General features: G+C 68.3%; 16 protein-coding genes. 10 read left to right on the top strand and 6 right to left on the bottom strand.

The window, feature by feature from the left end:
- Window positions 1-851 (bottom strand): R2-like ligand-binding oxidase (locus tag VF647_17795; protein ID HEX8453943.1); only part of this gene is annotated, 851 nt, incomplete at its 3' end.
- An 83-nt stretch (window positions 852-934) separates the two neighbouring features.
- Here VF647_17795 and VF647_17790 point away from each other — a divergent pair.
- Together VF647_17790 and VF647_17785 are read left to right on the top strand one after the other, a co-directional pair.
- Window positions 935-1,738, top strand: coding sequence for a hypothetical protein (locus tag VF647_17790; GenBank protein HEX8453942.1), 804 nt, complete (start codon window positions 935-937; stop codon window positions 1,736-1,738).
- Entirely contained in the window at window positions 1,735-2,517 is a 783-nt protein-coding gene (locus VF647_17785) for a hypothetical protein (protein ID HEX8453941.1), read from the top strand. Before VF647_17790 ends, VF647_17785 begins: the two co-directional genes overlap by 4 nt.
- A gap of 222 nt (window positions 2,518-2,739) precedes the next feature.
- Here the strand turns inward: VF647_17785 and VF647_17780 are convergent, their stop codons facing one another.
- The gene (locus VF647_17780) at window positions 2,740-4,545 is read right to left on the bottom strand and encodes an SIR2 family protein (protein ID HEX8453940.1); all 1,806 of its coding nucleotides are present in this window, start codon (window positions 4,543-4,545) and stop codon (window positions 2,740-2,742) included.
- A gap of 149 nt (window positions 4,546-4,694) precedes the next feature.
- Entirely contained in the window at window positions 4,695-8,171 is a 3,477-nt protein-coding gene (locus tag VF647_17775; protein HEX8453939.1) for a TonB-dependent receptor, read from the bottom strand.
- 574 nt (window positions 8,172-8,745) lie between these two features.
- On the opposite strand from VF647_17775, the gene VF647_17770 reads away from it, so the two are divergent.
- From VF647_17770 to VF647_17760, 3 genes are all read left to right on the top strand, one after another.
- Complete coding sequence (locus tag VF647_17770; protein HEX8453938.1) at window positions 8,746-8,970, top strand: hypothetical protein; 225 nt, start codon at window positions 8,746-8,748, stop codon at window positions 8,968-8,970.
- Window positions 8,971-9,110: 140 nt separating this feature from the next.
- On the top strand, window positions 9,111-9,728 hold the full coding sequence (locus tag VF647_17765; GenBank protein HEX8453937.1) for a DsbA family protein: 618 nt from the start codon (window positions 9,111-9,113) through the stop codon (window positions 9,726-9,728).
- A gap of 52 nt (window positions 9,729-9,780) precedes the next feature.
- Window positions 9,781-10,206 (top strand): PDZ domain-containing protein, encoded by a 426-nt coding sequence (locus VF647_17760; GenBank protein ID HEX8453936.1) that lies wholly within the window; start codon window positions 9,781-9,783, stop codon window positions 10,204-10,206.
- Between the two features lie 165 nt (window positions 10,207-10,371).
- On the opposite strand, the gene VF647_17755 is transcribed toward VF647_17760, so the two are convergent.
- From VF647_17755 to VF647_17745, 3 genes are all read right to left on the bottom strand, one after another.
- A complete protein-coding gene (locus VF647_17755) occupies window positions 10,372-11,685 on the bottom strand; it encodes a hypothetical protein (protein ID HEX8453935.1) in 1,314 nt (437 codons plus the stop codon).
- 24 nt (window positions 11,686-11,709) lie between these two features.
- Window positions 11,710-13,686 (bottom strand): S8 family serine peptidase, encoded by a 1,977-nt coding sequence (locus tag VF647_17750; GenBank protein HEX8453934.1) that lies wholly within the window; start codon window positions 13,684-13,686, stop codon window positions 11,710-11,712.
- Window positions 13,687-14,103: 417 nt separating this feature from the next.
- Entirely contained in the window at window positions 14,104-14,361 is a 258-nt protein-coding gene (locus tag VF647_17745) for a hypothetical protein (GenBank protein ID HEX8453933.1), read from the bottom strand.
- Window positions 14,362-14,754: 393 nt separating this feature from the next.
- Here VF647_17745 and VF647_17740 point away from each other — a divergent pair, with 393 nt between their 5' ends.
- The 5 genes from VF647_17740 to proS all read left to right on the top strand — a co-directional run bounded on the left by VF647_17740 (window position 14,755) and on the right by proS (window position 18,975).
- On the top strand, window positions 14,755-14,937 hold the full coding sequence (locus tag VF647_17740; GenBank protein ID HEX8453932.1) for a hypothetical protein: 183 nt from the start codon (window positions 14,755-14,757) through the stop codon (window positions 14,935-14,937).
- Between the two features lie 168 nt (window positions 14,938-15,105).
- A complete protein-coding gene (locus VF647_17735; GenBank protein HEX8453931.1) occupies window positions 15,106-15,423 on the top strand; it encodes an SWIM zinc finger family protein in 318 nt (105 codons plus the stop codon).
- A 50-nt stretch (window positions 15,424-15,473) separates the two neighbouring features.
- Window positions 15,474-16,757: a histidine--tRNA ligase gene (hisS, locus tag VF647_17730; GenBank protein ID HEX8453930.1), complete on the top strand. Its 1,284-nt coding sequence runs from the start codon at window positions 15,474-15,476 to the stop codon at window positions 16,755-16,757.
- A gap of 112 nt (window positions 16,758-16,869) precedes the next feature.
- Complete coding sequence (locus tag VF647_17725; GenBank protein HEX8453929.1) at window positions 16,870-17,424, top strand: Uma2 family endonuclease; 555 nt, start codon at window positions 16,870-16,872, stop codon at window positions 17,422-17,424.
- A 54-nt stretch (window positions 17,425-17,478) separates the two neighbouring features.
- Window positions 17,479-18,975, top strand: a complete 1,497-nt coding sequence (gene proS / locus VF647_17720; protein HEX8453928.1) for a proline--tRNA ligase — start codon at window positions 17,479-17,481, stop codon at window positions 18,973-18,975.
- The last annotated feature ends 377 nt before the right edge of the window (window positions 18,976-19,352 follow it).

Below are 19,352 nucleotides of genomic sequence, written 5' to 3'. Positions count from 1 at the left end.
GCGCGGATTTCCTCCAGCGTCTGCGTTCTCGCCTTCACGATTCGCTGCAGCCGGCCGGCGGACTGGGCGCTGGAGTAGCGCATCAGCTCCTCGTACGTGATGCCCGACCGCTGTTCCGTGTGCAGGAGCGTGGCGTACTGGCGCGTCCAATCCTCCACCAGCGGCTTGAGCTCTCCCAGGCGGTCCAGAAAAGCCCGGTATGCACGGTTTCCATGCTCCACCACCAGCCTGCTGATGAGATGCACGCCGAACGCCACGTGGCGCGACTCGTCGCGGCGCAGGAGAGCGATGGCTTGCCGCATCCCCGGCATGATGCGGTCGTGCCCGAGGATGCGTTCGAAGAGGAAGTATCCCGTCTCGGCCATCATCCCTTCCACCACGATGTTGTACGTGGCGGCCGCGCGCACCTGCGCCTCCGGCGACGGGTCGTGGTCCAGCCGGTGGAGCGCCTCGGGGAGCTCCACGGTGAGGATGCGGCGGTAGCTGGGGTGCAGGTAGCCCGAAAGGTCGCCCCGGTCCCCGGTGACCTCCGCGAAGAACCGGTCGAAGACGTCCACGTGCTTCGCCTCCTCCCAGAGAAAGGAGGTGAGGTACATCTCCTCTTCGATCCTCCCTTCCGCCGCGATCACGCGCAGCAGGGGGAGGAGGTCCAGCGTGACCGCTTCCTCCCCCGCGTGAAAGAGGGCGCAGAGTTGAAGGATCCTCTCCTGCCGCGGCCGGTCGAGAACGAGCCAGTCGCGCCGGTCCTGGCTGAAGTCCAGCTCCTCGGGGTTCCACACGCCGTACACCTTGGCCTTCTGCCACAGCCTCATGGGGAACGAGGCGCGGTCGAGTCGTTTCGCGGTCGGCATCTGCCAGTTCAATCCGTCGTGCAGGCGAGCCCGGTGTCGTGGGCACCGCCTGTCGTGTTGGAAGGTATGCTGCTCCAGCCTGTGTGGAGCTCACCCGGGAAGGGCGGATGATCCTGAGAGCGGGCGTCGGAATCGTCGGAAGGCTGTTCTGTTTCACGATGCGGGCCGTGCCGTCGCGGTACAGGTTTGCGACGACGCGGCGAGTCGCGGGGGTGTTCACTCCCCTGCTGTTCAACCGCGCGCTGCGAAGGTGGGTGAAGAAGGCGACGGTGCTGGAAACGGATCAGGACTACGTACTGTCCCAACTCGTCGCGCTGCTCAAGAATTCCCGCACCAAGCTGGACGTGCCCCTCGCCATCGACGGGCTGGAACACCTCGACGCGGCGGTCTCAGCCGGGCGCGGCGTCCTGCTGACGGGCCCCCATACCTTTCTGAGCATCGTCGCCATACGCCACCTTCACAACCTCGGGTACGACGTGGCCACGGTGAGCCGATACCCGTATCGGCTCCCGGCGGGGGAAGTTTCGGCGGTGCCACGCATCCCGCTCACCCCGATGTTCCTGCGCGCCGTTCGCGATGCATGGAGCCAGGGTAAGATCGTCTTCACCATGACCGACCGCAGAGATGCGCTCGACGGGAAGACCGTATCCTTTGAGATCGCCGGAGGTACGGTCCACTTCACCGATGGGCTGCTGCGTTCCGCCGCCCGGCGCAACGCGGTTACCCTCTTTCTGGCGTCGCGGACCGTGGATGGCAAGGTCGTGGCGAGGATCATGAACCCCGCGGATGGGCGTTCCGGCGAAGCGGGCCTGCAGGCGTTCGTCGAGTGCGTCCGGGAATACGCGGAGTCGCTCCGGGTTGATCCGCACGACGTGGATCGCACGTGAGACATCCAACCGGCCGTCGTCTGGCCGAGGCGTTGTTCGGGCACGCCATGCGCGCACTCCCCCGCCGGTACCGGTTCCGCGCTGCCCGCGCGATGGCGTTCGCCGTGCCGCGGCGTGTGGTGCCGGCCGGCGTCTGGAAGTGCGCCGTCGAGCCGGCGCGTGACCTGATCCTGTGGCACGGCCTCCAGATACTGGACCGTTGCGGACTCGCGTACGACCTCCGCATCCACGTTCCGGGGCTCGCGCAGTTGGACGAGGCGGTCGCCGCCGGGAGGGGGGTGCTCCTCGCCGGACCGCACACCAGACTCAGCCAGATCGCCGTGCGCCACCTCCGCGGGGCGGGCTACGACGTCGTGGCGGTCTCGTCGCCCGGATCCGTGCCAAGGCCGCCGCGGGGGGTCCCCCACATTCATGTGTCGCCGCACTTCCTCGTCGCCGTGCGCGAGGCCCTGGTCCAGGGGCGAGTGGTGTTCGCGCAGATCGACCATGAGGCCGCGATTCCGGGGCGAACCGTGGAAGTCCACACGGGCATGGGGAAGCTGAACGTGTCGGACGCGCTCCTTCGGCTGGCGTCCCGCTGCCAGGCCCGCACGCTCTTCATCGCGTCGCGCGGCACCTCCGATGGCTTCGAGTGCACCATCGTCTCGCCCGCCGCGGAGTCCGGCAGCCGGCCGGACCCTGTGGGCCTGGACGATTTCTGCCGGTTCCTGCAGGGGCACGTCCACGCCCTTCAGGGAGTACGCACCGCGGCGCATCGGGAGCACGCGCGGGCCCATTGACCCGGCACCTTAAACATTGACGCACGCGAAAAGCCGCCTCCTTCGGGGGCGGCTTTCGTGCTCCGTGGCTCGTGAGCTGGCGGTTCAAATCCGGAGTTCCAATCAGAAGGGCGGCGGAACCCCCACGGTAGGACGGGGCCGACGGCGTGGAGGCCCGCGAGCCGAGAGCCACGGATCACGCACCTCGCGAGATCGCTTTGGCGAAGTGTTTCGTTTCCGCGACTAGGTCGGGGTGATGCGCTGTAGCAGGCGCATCAGCGGCGTGTACTGGCAGTTGCGGCGTGCCTCGGCCGCCTTCGCCCTCGCATCGTCAGAAAGCGCTCCCGGGCCGAGCATCCTCTGGACGACCCGCGCGAACTTCCATGCCTCCGCGCGGCTGCCGATGGCGTGGAGCTTCTGGAAGTGCTCCTCGACCTTCTCCAAGTCGGAGGAGGTGGCCTCGCCGCGGGCAACGCGGTCACGCAGCGCCATCGTCCGCGCAGTGATGTAGCCGAGCTGGCCATAGCTGGGGCCTGCCTCCACGATCTGCATCGGGCCGATGTACACCTGGTCCCAAGGGACACCGTACCGGCCTGCCCAGAGGCGCATCTGTGCCAGGAACAGCCATCCACCCCTCCCCGCGGCGGGCCCCGCCACGCTCTTCAGATCGCGAAGCGCGACCGCGCGCATCCGCCGAACGCCAGGTTTGCCCGGGATGCGGGAAAGAATCTGAAAGAGATGCCGGCGGAACGTGAGCCGCAGCACCGCCGCATTCATGGCGGCCTGCGACCTGTGCGGCTCTGGCCCCTCACTCGCGATTCGCTCCACCTGCCGGATGACGCGCCGGGCCTGGATGAACCGCCCGGCGCAGCGGTTCGCCTCCGCCAGTCCATGGAGCGCGCCGATCAGCGCTCCGGTTTCTCCGTGGCGGCCGAGCACGTCCGCGCTCGCCCGGTATTCTTCGGCCGCGTCCAGGTAGTGACCCATGGCGAAGATGGCGCGCGCATGCTCCTGCCGCGCCTCCGCCCGCTCCACGTCGCTCCCGGCGCTGGCGAGCAGTCGTTGCGCGGAGGCGGCGGCTTCTTGACCACACCCGATCTCACCGAAGAGACGCGTGCGCCACAGCTCCACCTCACGCGGCGTGAGCGCGTCGAAGATCTTGTCGATCACCGTGGGCGGCGCACCGCTGAGTAGCGCCCTCGAGAAGGCACCCAGCTCCGTCACCAGCCGCCGCACGTCGCCTACCAGCACGGTCGCGCCCGTTCGGTCGATCACCGCGCGGGAGTTGGCGTTGAGGTCCGTTTCGCGGAGGGTGAGCCATACCACGCGAGAGGCGCCCATCCTGGCCAGCTCGGGGCAGATCTCGAAATCCATCCCCGAGTAGCCGGCCACCAGCAGCGGCCGGTCCCTCACCAGCGCTCCCAGGAGCTCACGCTTCCACGCGGGCAACTCCGCCTCGTCCCGCAGGCGGAATACGATCGTACGGCGAACGTGCGGCCGCGCGCAGCCGTGGATCTTGAACAGCACGTGCGGCTCGTTGCCGCGCAGCCTCCGCGCCTCGTTCCGCCTACGCACGTAGGCAACATCCAGTGCGGGGCAGCACGTCTCGAACGCGTTCTCCAGCCCCGTGTCGTAATTTGTAGTGACGATGTGCCGGACGACGCCCGCTTCGGTGAGCCGCGCGAACGCGGTGTGCACGTCGTTCGGCGGCGTGTCGCGCAACGCGAGTGACAGCTCGCGCCGCACCACTTCCGGCGCGGGGCACCGTTCCATGATGTGCTCGAATGCGGTCTCCCAGAGCACATCCTTCAACGTGTCCGCATTCGCGGATTTCTCGACGAGGCGCGCGCTGATGGCTTCGCCGAACTTGCCGCCCGTTGGGATGCCGCTCGGCTCGAAGGCCGAGATCGCGCTACCGACAAGCACGGTTATCTCGCCAGCGGCGCGCAACTCGGCCGCGACCTGACGCCCTTCATCCGAATTGACGTCAATGAGATTAATCGATGCAGCCATGATCGAAAACGCGAAGGAGTGTGCCGATGATGCCAATCAATCTAAGCCATCAGCGTGCCCCGGGGAGATGGTGTAGCTTTGCCCGAGCAATGCGAGGGGTCGGAGGTTCGACCCCACCTACGTGTATCGAAAAGCCGCCTCCTCTCGGGGGCGGCTTTCGTGCTCTGGGCCTGACGCATCCCCGCTCAGAAGGGCGATGGAACTCCCACGGTGGGGCGGGGGATGCGCCGCGGCACGCGCACCGTCCGCCGGGGGAGGCGCGACCATTGGGCGGGAGTCAGAATGGAGCGCGTGGTCGCGGCTCCGGATTCCAGCAGGGCCCGCGCGTCCGCGAGGAGCTGATCCGTGTTCCGCTCGCGCGGCGATGCCGACCTCGGCTGCGAGAGCGCGATGGCCAGGGCCTCGGTGGCCGCTTCGATGTGAACCGCGAGCGAGTCGGCGGCCCGCCGCAGCTCGGACGTCTGCGCTTCGGTGAGGCCGAGGCGCAGCGAGTCGGCGGCGGCGAGCACCAGCGCGGGGACGTTCCGCAGGTGCGCGGAAAAGTGGGTGCGAAGCTCGGCGGGGCGCCTGGACGCGTCCATGGACACCATCAGGCGAGACAGAGGCTGTCTGGACGGGTCCGAGCCCAGTGAAATACGCGCCTGGATACGCAGCGTGAACGGCACGCGCCCCTCTCCCGTTTCGCCGGCGGGCGAGCCGAACTGGGGATTGACCTCGTAGCGGAAGCGCTGCGCCGCCGGATCGAACCCACGGACCCGCAGCAGCACAGGGTCCGGGTAGTCGAAACGCCCCGGCCCCCAGCCCCGGGGTTCGGAACCGTTCAGCAGGTAGTCCAGCCCGCCGATGACGTTCTGGGCCGTGATGTTGATGGAGAGACGGCGATCGCGCGTGCCCAGGGGCAGGACGTTCATCTGCGCATCGAGCGAGGCGGTCCACGGGGTGCGGCAGCTGTTCCGTGCAGCCACCCTCCCCGTCTGCCGGAGCAGGCACGAGCGGATGCTCCCCGGCACGCGGCCGATAAGCTCCCCCATCTCGCGGGCGAGTTCGGGCGACGAAGCGCTGTCGAACACGAATGCCCGGTCGTTTGCAACGCCATCGCCGCTGATGTCGCCGTCCACCATCGGCGAAAAAGGTGCACCCGAAAGGAGGTACCCCACCAGTGTGAACTGGAGCCTGGGCCTGAAGTAGCTGGACGCCCGCAGCGACGCGGCGTGCCGCTGCTCGTAGTCGCGCGGGCCCCACTCCGCGCGCGAGGGGTCGCCCGCGGTGCTGGAGAGCGCGCCCCCGGGTGCACTGAACCCGGACGCCTGGTCTTCCGAGCGGGTGTAGGCGTACGAACCCGCGACGTATCCCTTTCTCAGCTGCCAGGTACCATCGAGCACGAACTGCCCGGTGCGAGTGCGGCCTCGCGACGACACCTGCCGGACGATGCCGTAACCCGCATGGCGGCGGGAGTCCTGCAAGGTGAGGCTTCCCGTCCCCGGGTCGATGGCCCCCCCTGAAACGTACACCGGTCGCCCACCCTCGTTGGCGAGCCGGAACTTCGGTGCGCCATCGAGGTTTGCGTCGGTCGCCAGGGCGCCGCCGGTGCCCCAGGCGAAGGAAGCGTCCGCCGCCAGGTAGACTTTCTCGCTTCCCCAGGTGGCGTCGAGCGAGGCCCGCCGCACCCGCGGCGCGGAGTACCCGGCGGAAAACGCCGCGATCGTGGGGGCTCGGGTGGAGAAGAGGCCCGAGCCGTCCGCGCAGACCTCAGGGATCGTGGACGGGTCGACGGAGTAGCTGCTCCAGTCGGCTCCCGGTACCGCCGACCCCACGCAGACGAGCTCGCGGCCGGCTCCGTCCCTGCCCGTCTGGCCGAGCAGCGACCCCAGCGACAGCAGTGGGGGCGAGCCGCGGAACTCCCCCACACCCCCGTGGAGGCTGACGAACGGTGAGTGCCGGTAGCGGAACCCCGCGCGCGGGCTCACACCCCACTCCGGCGCGATCCGCCCCGTCCGCAATCCGAAGAGCGAATCCGCTACCGCGTCGCCGCCGTGGCGAGGCGGGTACCAGCGCCGCTCCCCCCGCACGCCCATCACGATGCTGAAGTCGTCGCGGACCTTCCACGTGTCGCCCGCAAAGAGCGCGGCATTGCGGGTGGCCGCCTCGCGCCGCGTATCCGTCAGCGAGCGCGTGAACGAGATCGCACGCCCCGCGGCCAGCTCCTCCAGGCTCGCAAAGGTAAAGCTTCCGCTGCGGTTCGCCCCGCCCGTGGAGGAAACCTCTTCCGCCGTGTACGTGGCGCCCACCTGTAAAAGGTGAGCGCCGTCACCCGCGCTCACGACCAGGCGGTCCCCGGCTTCCAGCGACGACCGCTCAGAGCTTGTTCCGCCCAGCGAGCTTCCGCCGAACCGGAAGCTCACGCTGGACGCCTGCCCCAGCGGCGTGCCCGCCCCCACGCGCACGCTCCCTGACGGGCCTGGCGAGCCCGCGTTAACCTCCGTGCTCCCGGCCGAGCCGTACACCCGGAACTGGTTCTGGACCGCACCGTACCTCGAGATCGCCTGGAGGAGCGCTCCGGCTCCCGAGGTGCGGAGCTCGGCGCTCCGCGCGAACGCGAACGGAGAAGCGCCTATACCGCTGGTGCGGTTATCGCGGCCGTCCACCCGCGCCATGAACGCGTGCCGGGTGCCGGGAAGGTAGTCGAACCGCGCGATCCCGCTGGAAGAGGTGTTCTGCAGGCTCGCGACCGGCGGTCGCGTCTCCAGGCCGAGCCCGCTCAGCACCGCCGAGAGCCGCTCCAGCGAATCGGCGGCAACGAAGGAGCTGCCGCCAAGCACGCCCGGCGAGGCGTCGCGCGACGAGACCTCCGCGGCGCCATACACGAAGAGGCGGCCCGGCACGATCGGCCCGCCACCCCCGGCGCTCAGCTTACGCACGCTGTACTTGTCGCCCATGCTGCCGGCCGCGTCGCCGTCGAACTGGAGCCGCGGATCGACGACCGCCACGCTGAGCGAGCCGCCCCACAGGTTGGTGCCGCTGCGCGTTGTGGCCGCGATCTCGCCGCCGGTGAATTGCCCCCGCGATACGTCGTATGGGTGGGTGATCACCCCAGAGGCGGCCACTGCTTCCGCCGGCACGGAGCTCGATCCATACCCCGCTCCGTCCAGCGTCGTGCGGTTCTGTGACGCGGGCTGGCCCCCGATGGAGACACCTCGTCCCGATTCTCCGCCGCTGGGGAGAACACCGGGCGCCAGCGCCGCGGAGGCCAGGAGGTCACCCGCTTCGATCGGGAAGAGCTCGTTCGAGAATGCCAGGTTCGTCGTGGCGTTTTCACCCGGCGCCCTTTCCTGGGCTGGCGGGGTGGGGACGCGGCGCGCCGCCCTCGCGACGACTTCAGGCAGCGCGACGGCCTCTGAAGAGAGCGGAGTCAGGGAGATGTCCTGGGTCAGCGACCGCACGCCCGCTGGATGCGAAACCAGCAGAGTGGCGGAGACGAACCCCATGCGACTGGCGGCCAGCACGTACTCGCCCCCCGCGGCGGGCAGGCTCAGCTCGTACCTTCCATCGGCGCCGCTCACCGCCCGGAGCTCGCGCCCGCCAACGGTGTCCTCCGCGACCGTGAGCTCCACGATCGCCCCTGAGATTGGCGACTGCCGCGGGTCCAGCACCCTTCCGGACAATCTCGCTCCTCCGGGGGTCTGCCCGTGGGCCTGAGCGGTGAACATTACGGAGCACACCAGGGCGAGGACCGCCGAGAGCCGGCGTGCCGCGAGCCAGAGTGCCTTGAGTCGAAGATGTTCAGCCACGGGAGGTCTCAGAGCCCAAAGCGCCAGAGAATGAGGGAACTTACGGATGTGGAAGGTTTTGGTCCCTCCCATCTGTACGGCGGTGGAACGTAGATGTACGGCGGCATCTGACATCGAGCTACGGCACAGGCGACGCTGGTCCGCCTCACCGCCAAACGTTTCCTATACTAATGCACCGCATGCGCCGCGGCAACGCTGTTATCGTCCCCGTAGACAGCCCGGCGATTTTCGTCCGACCTCCATCATTTACCATTGAGCCGCGTGCCGGGGCGCCGTACCGCGCGTGAACATAGATGTACGGCGATGTACGGCGTGAACAAAGTGGGTTCGTAAGTGCCAAAATAAAGTTCTTGACGTCCGGGCCATCCATTTTGTATACTATTTTGACAGTCCCGATCGCGGGAACTGTGTTGTCCCTCCAGAACTTTCAGTGGGTGGAGAGAGTATCATGAAGAAGTTTCGGATGATCATGGGTGTGCTGACGGTGGGAATGGGCGCCAACCTGCTTGCCGAACCGGCGGCAGCGGTTGCGGCCGAGTCGCGGATGGCGTGTTCGGAACTCGTAAACGGCCTGTGCCAGGAATACTGCTGGAGCCAGGGTTACACCCGTTGCGTGGTGCACTACGAGGATCGTCCGAACTGCGTGTTCCACGTCGACGAGTGCCTGCCTTGAAGTAGCGCCGGCGGGGTGCCGGGCAGTGTCTGGCACCTCCCGGAGCCCCCATCCCGAGGGACCCCTCTCGACGCCCGTCAGAGCCAAGAATGCGAGACAAGTTGTCAGCGATCGGCACCGGAGTACTCACGCTCTGCGCCGTGACCCTTACTGGACTAACCATACGGCGCGAGTTCTTCACCGAGCGGCCCGCGGCCGCGGCTGCGCAGACGAGCACCGTCCGCGAATGGAAGTCGTATGCGGAGTCAGGGCAGAGGCTCGGGCCGGCGAACGCCACGGTGACCATCGTGGAGTTCTCGGACTTCCAGTGTCCCGCCTGCCGTGCCGCGGCCGAGACGTTGCGAAGGGTCCGCCAGCGGTATCCTCAGCAGGTCGCGGTGCTGTACCGCCACGCGCCCATCCCGTCGCACGAGCACGCGGCCGACGCGGCGCGCGCCAGCCAGTGCGCGGCCCGGCAGGGACGATTCGAGGCCTACCACGACGTTCTATTCGCGAACCAGAAGTCGATTGGGCAGCTCTCCTGGGCGGCGTTCGCGGATTCCGCGAGCGTCGCTGACGGAGATGCGTTCGACTCCTGCATGTCCAGCACCGCGCCCAAGTCGGAGGTGGAGAACGATCGGAGTGCCGCGCAGCGCCTGGGCGTGAACGCGACGCCCACGTTTCTCGTCAACAATCAACTTGTTGTCGGAGCGCCGAGCGAGGAAGAGCTCGTGGCGATGATCGAGAAGACGCTTCGTGGCGCATCTCGTGCACGTTGACCCGTCAGGTGTACCCCTGGATTTGCTCAGCCCTGAACTTGAGACAAGTAGAATGAAAGCATCGGTGTACCTCAGTGCGGCCCTGCTCGTCACTGCGTCGGCTTCGCTTCATGCGCAGGACCGGGCCGCTCCCAAGGGAGCCACGCAGGAAGAGGTGTTGCGCGTGCCCGCGGGATCAGTACGCCGCCCGCCCGCGACCATGGGGCTGGGACTGCGTGTGAGGCCCCAGCCGCTCGCGACCGGCGGCTTCCGTTGGGCGGACTACCCACTGGTGCATGAGGTGTATGCAGGTAGCCCTGCGGCGCGCCTCGGCATCCGTTCCGGCGACCAGGTCCTTTCGGCCAACGGCGTGGACGCGCGCGAGCCGAGTGCCACGCGCATCACGCACGTAGGCCAGCGCTTCGCCCTCCGCATCCGGCGCGGTAGCCAGGTGCGCGACTACACCATCGTCACCGTTCCCAATCCGCCGGCGCGCTGACCTGGCTGGATGAACGAGGCCCCCGCGATACCGGATCGCGAGGGCTTCTGCATTCGACAGGCAGTTCGGAGGACGAGCGCCCAAAACCGCGAAAAGCCGCCTCCTTGCGGGAGGCGGCTTTCGTGCGCCGCGAACCGGCGCCGCCAAAGTCGTTTTGGCCTGGCGTCAGAACCCGAGGGGCTCCAGCAACTCGATCAGGTGCGGTTCCTCAATGGGGACGATGCGCACCTCCTGGCCCGCAGCGAGCCGGGTCTGCTCCAGAAATCCCTGTAGGCTGTGCCGCTCGTCCGACCAGTCCTCCCGGACCTTCGCATCCGGCTTCTTCGCCTGCTTCTTTCGCTCCTTCGCCTGCGCCGCCTGCCAATCCTTCTTCCGCTCCGCGTCGATCTCCTCCACCGGGTAGGTCAGGTGCACCACCAGCGGCTCGTCGCCGCGCGCGCGGAACAGCATCTCCAGCGCTTCCCGCTCCGGGTTGCCGTGCTCGCCGTTACCGGAAAACACGTAGTGGTGGGCGATGATCCGCTCAAAGAAATCATCATCCAGGTTGTTGGCGCTGCCGTGGTGCGGAACCTTGAGCACGTCCACCTCCATTGTCCCGCCCGGCTGCAGCAGCCCCAGCATCTCGAGACCCTCGAGAACCTTGTCTCCTCGCGCATCGCCGGTCATCAGCATCCGCTTGCCCTCGGTTTCGGCGAGCACGACGATGCTGGAAAGGTTCGCCACCGACTCGTCCACGTACGCCGCCAGCGCCGATTCGGGCGATTTTCCCTCGCGCTCCAGCTGCTTCAGCCACTCCACGTGCTTCTCGTGGAGCTCGGCGAGCTCGGCGTGCAGCGGGCCGACGACGGTGAGCGTGAGTCCGCCCCCGACGTCGATGGTGCCGGCGCCTTCCCGCGCCAGAATGAGCTTTCCGCCGAAGTCCGGATTGGAGGGGTACCCGAGCGCCTCCGCGTCCAGCCGCAGGCGAAAGCCCTGCGCGATGCTGGCGAGCACCTTGAGCCCGCTGAGCACGACCTCGGACTCCGCGTCCGACTCCATCTCCACCGCCAGCAGAGCATCGTCGGACAGCGTCGCGCCCCCCGCCGAGGCCTCGCCGAACTTGGTCGTGAACGTCGACGTCAGTTCGTCGGGCGTGTGGTCGATGATGGCGTCGAAGCTGTTGTGCCAGAAGCTCATCACGCTCAGCAACCGGGGCTCCTGCGCATTCTTGCGGTCGATCTCCTCCTTGGTCAGATCCAGGATGCCGCGGATGTGATCGTCGTCCACGTGGCTCACCATCAGCAGATCGACGGGCAACTGCTCGCCGTCGCCCACGCCTCGCGCGTTCCTGATCTCCAGCAGCCGCGGCTTCAGGTGCGGCTCGTACACGCCCGCGGGACCGCCGTCGATCACGGCCAGCGCGGGCTCATCGGCCGTGCCATAGTGCAGCAGCATGCAGTCGCCCTTGCGGGCCCGGCGCACGTCCAGGGTAAAGATCATGTCGATCGCCTCGGGTGGTTTACGCTACACGCTCTGGAAAGCCCGCAGCACGTCCAGCATCCCGTTCCCCTGGAACCCGCGCTCGCGCCCCAGGTCGGTGGCGCTGGAACAGAGGATGGTCTTGATGCGGCGCGGCTGCCCGATGAACTCCGAGTAGCGCGCCATCAGCATCGCCGCCGCCCCGCTCACGTGCGGCGCCGCCATACTGGTTCCGTCCAGGTCGTCCCACCCCTGGCGGAACGGCCCGCGGATGCGCTCGCCGGGTGCCACCAGATCCGGCTTGGAGCGGCCGTCGCCGGTGGGGCCGCGGCTGGAGAAGAAGCTCACCCCGTAGGTGTGCGGCGCATGCCGGTGCGTGGCCCCCACGGTGATCACCGCGTCGGCGTTCCCGGGGTCGGTGATGCTGTACGCCGCGTATCCTTCGTACGACCCGTTGCCGGTCTCGAAGCTCTGGTAGCCGTTGTTGCCGGCGGCGGCCACCACCACCACGCCGCTCTCCACCAGGCGCTCGCACTCCATGCAGATGGGAGTGCGCCCGCACGCGTAGTTGCGCACGTTGTGGGGAATGGAAAGGCTCAGGTTGGCGCCATGGACGGTGGTGTGGTCGGTACGGGCGTTCAGAAAGCGGATGAACTGCAGCGCGGCGATGATCGCGAACTCCGTCTGCTTCAGGTCCGGCGCGAGCACCCGAAAGTCGTACAGCTGGATGTCCGGGCACATCCCGTCCACCGCGTCGGGGTCAGGCGCACGCGTCACCGCCGCGACGGCCTGCGCGGTGCCGGTCCCCTCTCCCAAGGTGGCGGGCGGAGCGGCGCTGGCGGACTTGTCGGAGGGGGGCTTCCTGCCGCCGATGATCCCCGCCACGTGCGTGCCGTGGTCGCTGGGAGGGCGGTGGTCCGTCTTGATCTCGACGAACCGCTGCACCAGCTCCCACTGGATCGACCGACTGTTCCTGGCGTCCTCCGCCAGCCGCTTGAGCGCGTCGAGTGCCGCCTCTTCGCTTTCGGGAGGGTTCTTCAGGTGTGCGGGGAGCAAGTCCTTCAGCCTCTCGGCGCGCACGTCCTCCCTGAAATTGTCCAGGCTGACGATCTTGCGGATGTTCGCGAAGTCGAAGCTCTGCTGTACGCGGGTTGTTCCGCCCGCGTCCTGGAACGCGACATGGTCACCCTGGATACCGGAGTCGAGCACCGCCCACGCGATCTTGTTGCACTCCACGCCGAACAGGCGCCGCGCCGCGTCTGCCTTCACGGCGGGGACGGAGCGCTCCAGCGCCGGCGTGGCGGCCCGATTGAGCGACACCTGATAGACGAGCTTCGACTTCTTCTTGTCGGGCTTCTCCTCCGTGAGCCTCTCCAGCAGGGCGACCACCTTCTCCCTGACTTCTTTCTCCTCCACCCCTTCCAGTGCCCTGGTGAGGCCACCCTCCGGCTCGCCGCCCTTCCGGGGCAGCGGGTCAGGGGCGTCGGCGGCCCACAGCATCAGCCCGGCCAGCGCGAGAAAGCGGTCCAGCGCGGGGAGCAGGTCTTCGTCCAGCGTGCCCTCGAAGCTGTTGTCTCGCGCCTGCGCAAGGATGGCCGCCACGATTCGCTCCTGGCGGTGGCTCGCCTCCTCGGCGGCGCCGGGGGGGTGTTGCCGCGTCACGATGTGGTCGTGCAGCTGCTTCTGGATGCGGTCGCTGTGCCACCAGTCGGTCATCGGCACGATGACGTCCAGCACTTCGCTGAAATAGAGGCACGCGGCCACGATGCCGTGCAGCGGCGCGACTTCGGCCGAAGGCGCCTGGCCCCCGCGGCGCTCGATCTGCTCGTCGATCGCGACGGCCGCGTCGGGCGCCGTCGCTTCACGGGCCGGGGCGATCAGCAGCTCGACGGGCTTGCCGGGCTCGCTCGCGAACTTCTGCCAGACGTCTGCCAGGATGGGTGAGTCCTGCAGCTGGCGCCGGTCGTGGATGGAGCCCAGCAGGACGAAGTCGATCAGGGCGCGGGAGATGGGGACGGGCATCGAAGGGAAAAGCTGGGATTTGGGACTGAGGCTGGGGGCTGGTGCCGGGAGCCATGGCACGACCCCCCCAGCGGAGGACCTGCCTTTTAGATGGACACGGTCCCTGGGCTTCTCCGGAACCTGCCCCCGTAAGTAGCCAGACTTTCGCCTCAACCGCAAGGATTTCGCGGCGCACCATTCCGCTCGGCTCCGCCACGATCAGCTGGGCGATCGAACGATCGGCACTGTACCCAACCCGCCGGCGCGCTGGCCTGGTTGGATGAACGAGGCCCCCGCGATACCGGATCGCGGGGGCCTTGCCGCGTTCATCGGGCGGCGTAAAGCATCACGCAGAGGGCCCGGAGCGAACCGCGAGGCACAAAGAGCCCCCTCTCTTTTCTTTCCGTCTCCTCCGCGGCTCCGTGTGAGGCCGTTCGTTCAGACCGCCGGGATCGCCGCGACTTCGGCGGGGGCCATCTTCCCCAGGACGCGCTCCATCGCCATGGTGTGGCTGCACACGCGGTGGTGCGAGAAGTAGTCGCAGTCGCAGCGCCAGTGCCCGTCCGTGAACTCCACCTGGTGGTTCCCGTTGTTGCCGTCGATCGCCGCGCGGAGGCTCTCGAAGTGGATCCGCTCGGGCTCCGATGCGTACTGCTTGGCCTTCTGGATCTTGTTGATCATTCCGGAATCGAGCATCCCGACCTCCCTGGGTGGATGATACAGAAAACGCCTCGCAGCATGCAGGCTACGGGGCGTTCCGGATGGAGCGTCGTTGGGGCGCGGCTTCGTTGTGCGGATCGCAAATCTTCATGGACCCACCTCCTCCGGACCGCGACACGTGCGAAAGGGCGCGGCGATCCAGCCGCTCCCCTCCAGTCCAGCGCTCTGAAGCGAACGTAAGGCCGCCGCGCGGTACGCGCAACTCCCCCGTTCCGGCCTCCCGGCGCGCCGTCCGGTTCTTGCGATTTCCGCTCCTGTCAGGGGTCGGGCAGCATCATGGCGGGGTTCCGGTATCCTGTTGCGGGAACAACTCTTGCGTTCCCGGCGCATCCCATTCGCCAGAGCAGAACTTCGCGATCAGGAGGAACGATGTCGGGATTGAAGGAAGGGCACCAGCAGGGCGGCGGCGTCACCACGGGCAACACGCCCAAGGGGACCCAGGACGACAAGCCGAACACCCCCTCCACCTCGGGGACGAACCGCGACGCGGACACGTCCGGCGAGTCCAAGAACCAGGGCCACAGCCACCCCCGCCCCTCCGGCGCGGACTGATCGTGGGCGGTCGCAGGGCTGTTGGGCAGGAGGCCGGCGGCAGGTTGCGCCGGCCTTCTGCGTACTGTGGAGATCTTGTCGAAAACCGGCATTTTGCCGAAACCCGCACCTCCTCGCGGGGTATCAGGTGACGTAAAGGAGTCGCACACCTGAGCCCTGGAGGGGAGGATGACGCGTTCGCTGATCGACATCCCGCGCGCCGGCGGGGTGGACCTGTCGCGCCTGGAGCGCGGGGTGGGGCTGGAGGTGATGGGCGTGGGGCCGGGGCGGTACGCGGTGCGCGGCGGCAGCGAGCCGCACTGGGTGGACCTGCGCACGCCCAACCACCCCCGCTGCGACTGCGGCGACCACCTGTGGCGCGAGCAGATCTGCAAGCACATCCTCGCCGCGCTGCTGCGCGAGGGCGACGAGCGCGTGATCCGGGCGGTCGGGCAGCTCGTGACGGCGTTGCGGAGCGCCGCCGCCACCGCCAGGCGCGCCGCGTAGAGCCGCCCACCGGTTGCTGCGGGCGCACGGCACGCGGTAGATTCCGCCCCATGTCGAACTTCAACGCACTCCCCGGTTTCCGGGACTTCTTCCCCGACGACCTCGCCGTCCGCACGCACGTGATGCGCGCCTGGCGCGACGTGGCGCGCCGCTACGGCTTCCAGGAATACGACGGACCTCCGCTGGAGCCGCTCGAGCTGTACACCGAGAAGAGCGGCCCCGAGATCGTCCAGCAGCTCTACAACTTCACCGACAAGGGCGGCCGCGAGATCACGCTGCGCCCCGAGATGACGCCCACGCTGGCGCGGATGGCGGGCGCGCGCGCGGGCGGCTTCCGCAAGCCGATGAAGTGGTTCTCCGTTCCGCAGCTCTTCCGCTACGAGCGGCAGCAGCGCGGGAGGCTGCGCGAGCACTTCCAGCTCAACTTCGACATCATCGGCGAGGAGGACGTCGCCGCCGATGCCGAGCTGCTGGCCGCCGCAATCGACATCCTGCGCACGCTTGGGCTGACGGCGCAGGACTTCGTCGCGCGCGTCTCGGACCGGCGCCTGCTTCGCGCCCTGCTGCTGGACGCGGGCGTGCCCGAGGACCAGCTCACGCTCGCCTACAACATCGTCGACAAGCTGGAGCGCGACACCCCCGAGGCCATCGCCGCCCGCCTCACCGGCGAGGCGGGGGTGTCGGGCGAGGTGGCGGCGGCGGTGCTCGCCATCTTCCAGCACACCGACTTCGCGGCGGTCACGCAGGAGTACGGCGGACGCCCTGGAATCGCGCCGGAGCTGGAGCGGATGGAGCGCTACTTCGGCTTCCTGCGCGACATGGGGCTGGGCGACTTCGTGCGCTTCGACCTCACGGTGGTGCGCGGGCTGGCGTACTACACGGGGATCGTTTTCGAGCTGTTCGACACGCGCGGCGAGCTGCGCGCCATCTGCGGCGGCGGGCGCTACGACGACCTCCTGAAGCGCATCGCGGGGGTGGACCTTCCCGCCCTCGGCTTCGGCATGGGCGACGTGGTGCTGACGGAGCTCCTGCGCGACCGCAAGCTCCTTCCCGATCCCAAGCCGGTGCTGGACTTCTACCTGGCCGCGGCCGGGCCGGAGCAGCGCGGCGCCGTGCTCGCCCTGGCGCACCAGCTTCGCGACGCGGGGCACTCGGTGGAGTACTCGTTCGTGGAGGCGGGGCGCAACCGGCAGTTCAAGAACGCCTCCGCCCTCAACGCCCGCCGCGTCGCCTGGCTCGGCCCCGACGAAGCCGCCGCCGGCGAAGCCCTCGTGCGCGACACCGGCACCGGCGAGGAGCGCCGCATCCCCCTCGCCGAGCTCGCCCGACCGTGATGCCCGCGCCGGTCCGCTGGCATCGGATGGGCCGCCAATGTGGGCACGCCCGCAGCGACGAGGGGTAATGCTGGCAGAACGTCAGCAGTGTCTTGCCGTTAAGAGGTGACGAATGGCCACACAACTTCAAGCGATTACCGCCGACGAGTTCCTGGCGCTCCCCGATGACGGGACACGCCGTGAGCTGGTGGAAGGGGAAATCCGAGATATGGCACCCGCCGGAATCGAGCACAGCGTCGTGGCGGCGAACTTCGCGACGGAGCTGAACCACTACGTGCGCAAGAACAAGTTGGGCGTAGTGGGTACGGCCGACCCGACGTTCAGGCTCGCGAGCGACCCCGACACCATACGTGTTCCGGATCTCGCATTCATCCGACGCGAACGGATCGAACAGGCGGGCGGAGTCGGGAAAGGTTTCTGGAGAGGCGCGCCCGACCTGGCGGTTGAAGTCGTCTCGCCGAACGACCGGTACACCGAGGTCCGAAAGAAGGTGGGGGAGTACCTGATCGCGGGCACCTCCATGGTGGTCGTCGTAGACCCGGCTAACCGGTTCGTTACAGTCCATCGCCCCGGACGCATTCCGCTGGAGCTGGGCGAAGATGGAGTAATTGACGGTGAAGACGTGGTTCCCGGTTGGAAGCTGCCGGTGCGCGACATCTTCATCTGAACCGATTCAAACAGCCCGCAGCCGCTGGTCCCTTGCGACTATCTACCTTACCCCATGGCAGACGACAAGAAGCTGACGACGCAGGCGGAGGATTTCAGCGCCTGGTACAACGAGGTGGTGCTCAAGGCCGAGCTTGCGGACTACTCGCCCGTGCGCGGGTGCATGGTGATCCGCCCCTACGGCTACCGGCTGTGGGAGCTGATGCGCGACCGGCTCGACCAGCGCTTCAAGGAGACGGGGCACCAGAACGCCTACTTCCCGCTCTTCATCCCGCAGAGCTTCCTGGCGCGCGAGGCGGAGCACGTGGAAGGGTTCGCCAAGGAGGCGGCGATCGTCACCCACACGCGCCTCAAGGCCGTGGAGGGCGGCGGGCTGATCCCCGACCCGGACAGCAAGCTGGAGGAGCCGCTGATCGTGCGGCCCACGTCCGAGACCATCATCTACGAGATGTTCTCCAAGTGGGTGCAGAGCTACCGCGACCTGCCGCTCCTCTACAACCAGTGGGCGAACGTGGTGCGGTGGGAGATGAGGACGCGCCTCTTCCTGCGCACCACCGAGTTCCTGTGGCAGGAGGGGCACACCGCGCACGCCACGCACGACGAGGCGGAGGCCGAGGCCCTGCAGATGCTCGGCGTGTACCGCGAGTTCATGGAGGAGTACCTCGCCATGCCCGTGGTCGTGGGCCAGAAGAGCGAGTCCGAGCGGTTCGCGGGCGCGCTTCGCACCTACACGTGCGAGGCGATGATGCGCGACAACAAGGCGCTTCAGAACGGCACCTCGCACAACCTGGGGCAGAACTTCGCCAAGCAGTTCGAGCTCAAGTTCGCCACGGAAACCGGCGGCGAGGAGTTCGCCTGGAACACGTCGTGGGGCGTGAGCACGCGCATGGTGGGCGGCCTGGTGATGACGCATGGCGACGACGCGGGGCTGGTGATGCCGCCGCGCGTGGCGCCCATCCAGGTGGTCATCGTCCCCATCTACCGCAAGGACGAGGAGCGCGAGGTGGTGATGGCCAAGGCGCGCGAGCTGGCCGCCGCGCTGGCGCCCGCGCGCACGCACATCGACGACCGCGAGAAGATGACGCCGGGCGCCAAGTTCTTCGAGTGGGAGCTCAAGGGCGTCCCCTTCCGCATCGAGGTGGGACCCAAGGACATCGCCAAGGGCCAGGTGGTGCTCGCGCGCCGCGTGCTGGGCGAGGGCGAGGAGCGCAAGCAGTTCCTTCCCGAGGCGGAGGTGACGGGCTCGATGCAGCAGCGGCTGGAGGAGTACCACACCTTCCTCTTCGAGCGCGCCCGCGCCCGCCGCGAGGCCAACTCGCACCGCGGCGTGACCGACTACGAGCAGTTCCGCGGCATCGTGGAGGGCGAGGGCGGGTTCGTGTACGCCGGCTGGTGCGGCTCGGCGGATTGCGAGGCGCGGGTCAAGGACGAGACCAAGGCGACCATCCGCTGCCTGCCCTTCGAGGAGTTCCGCTCGCCCACCCCGCCCGCCGCGTGTCTCGCCTGCGGCGGCGAGGTGAAGCACGAAGCGATCTGGGCGCGGGCGTACTGAGGGGGCCCCCTCCCCCGCTCGTGACCTCGCGGCCCCTCCCCCAAAACTGCCTGGGGGAGGGGCGTTGGGCGTGCATCCGTGCCGGGCGCGGGCGGTGTCGCGCGGGCGGGCACGGGCAGCCACGTGGGGCGGCCCCTACGGGATTGGTGTGCGTGGACGGGCGTCGGGGTGGCCGGTATCGGCGTGCGGGGCGGGCGTCCGGGTGGCCGGTATCGGGGTGCGTGGGCGGGCATCCGGGTGGCGGCGGGCACGGGCGCGATGAATCGCCGATGAATCGCGCCCCTACGGCATCGGTGCGCCCCGCCCCCTCTCTCGATAACGGCGAGGGCGCAGCCCTCTCCTGTTATCGGGAGAGGGGGCAGCGAGGAACGAGCGGG

Origin of the sequence: Longimicrobium sp., from assembly GCA_036387335.1 — a bacterium.
Lineage (GTDB): Bacteria > Gemmatimonadota > Gemmatimonadetes > Longimicrobiales > Longimicrobiaceae > Longimicrobium.
The sequence above is the reverse complement of the archived record's forward strand: the minus strand, read 5'-3'. Positions and strand labels throughout refer to the sequence as shown.

What these genes read in the sequence shown, in the direction of transcription:
- proS (HEX8453928.1), top strand. Translation starts at nt 17,479, where the DNA reads ATGGCAGACGACAAGAAGCTGACGACGCAGGCGGAGGATTTCAGCGCC.
- VF647_17745 (HEX8453933.1), bottom strand. Translation starts at nt 14,361, where the DNA reads ATGCTCGATTCCGGAATGATCAACAAGATCCAGAAGGCCAAGCAGTAC.
- VF647_17770 (HEX8453938.1), top strand. Translation starts at nt 8,746, where the DNA reads ATGAAGAAGTTTCGGATGATCATGGGTGTGCTGACGGTGGGAATGGGC.
- VF647_17760 (HEX8453936.1), top strand. Translation starts at nt 9,781, where the DNA reads ATGAAAGCATCGGTGTACCTCAGTGCGGCCCTGCTCGTCACTGCGTCG.
- VF647_17750 (HEX8453934.1), bottom strand. Translation starts at nt 13,686, where the DNA reads ATGCCCGTCCCCATCTCCCGCGCCCTGATCGACTTCGTCCTGCTGGGC.
- VF647_17740 (HEX8453932.1), top strand. Translation starts at nt 14,755, where the DNA reads ATGTCGGGATTGAAGGAAGGGCACCAGCAGGGCGGCGGCGTCACCACG.
- VF647_17725 (HEX8453929.1), top strand. Translation starts at nt 16,870, where the DNA reads ATGGCCACACAACTTCAAGCGATTACCGCCGACGAGTTCCTGGCGCTC.
- VF647_17755 (HEX8453935.1), bottom strand. Translation starts at nt 11,685, where the DNA reads ATGATCTTTACCCTGGACGTGCGCCGGGCCCGCAAGGGCGACTGCATG.
- VF647_17735 (HEX8453931.1), top strand. Translation starts at nt 15,106, where the DNA reads ATGACGCGTTCGCTGATCGACATCCCGCGCGCCGGCGGGGTGGACCTG.
- hisS (HEX8453930.1), top strand. Translation starts at nt 15,474, where the DNA reads ATGTCGAACTTCAACGCACTCCCCGGTTTCCGGGACTTCTTCCCCGAC.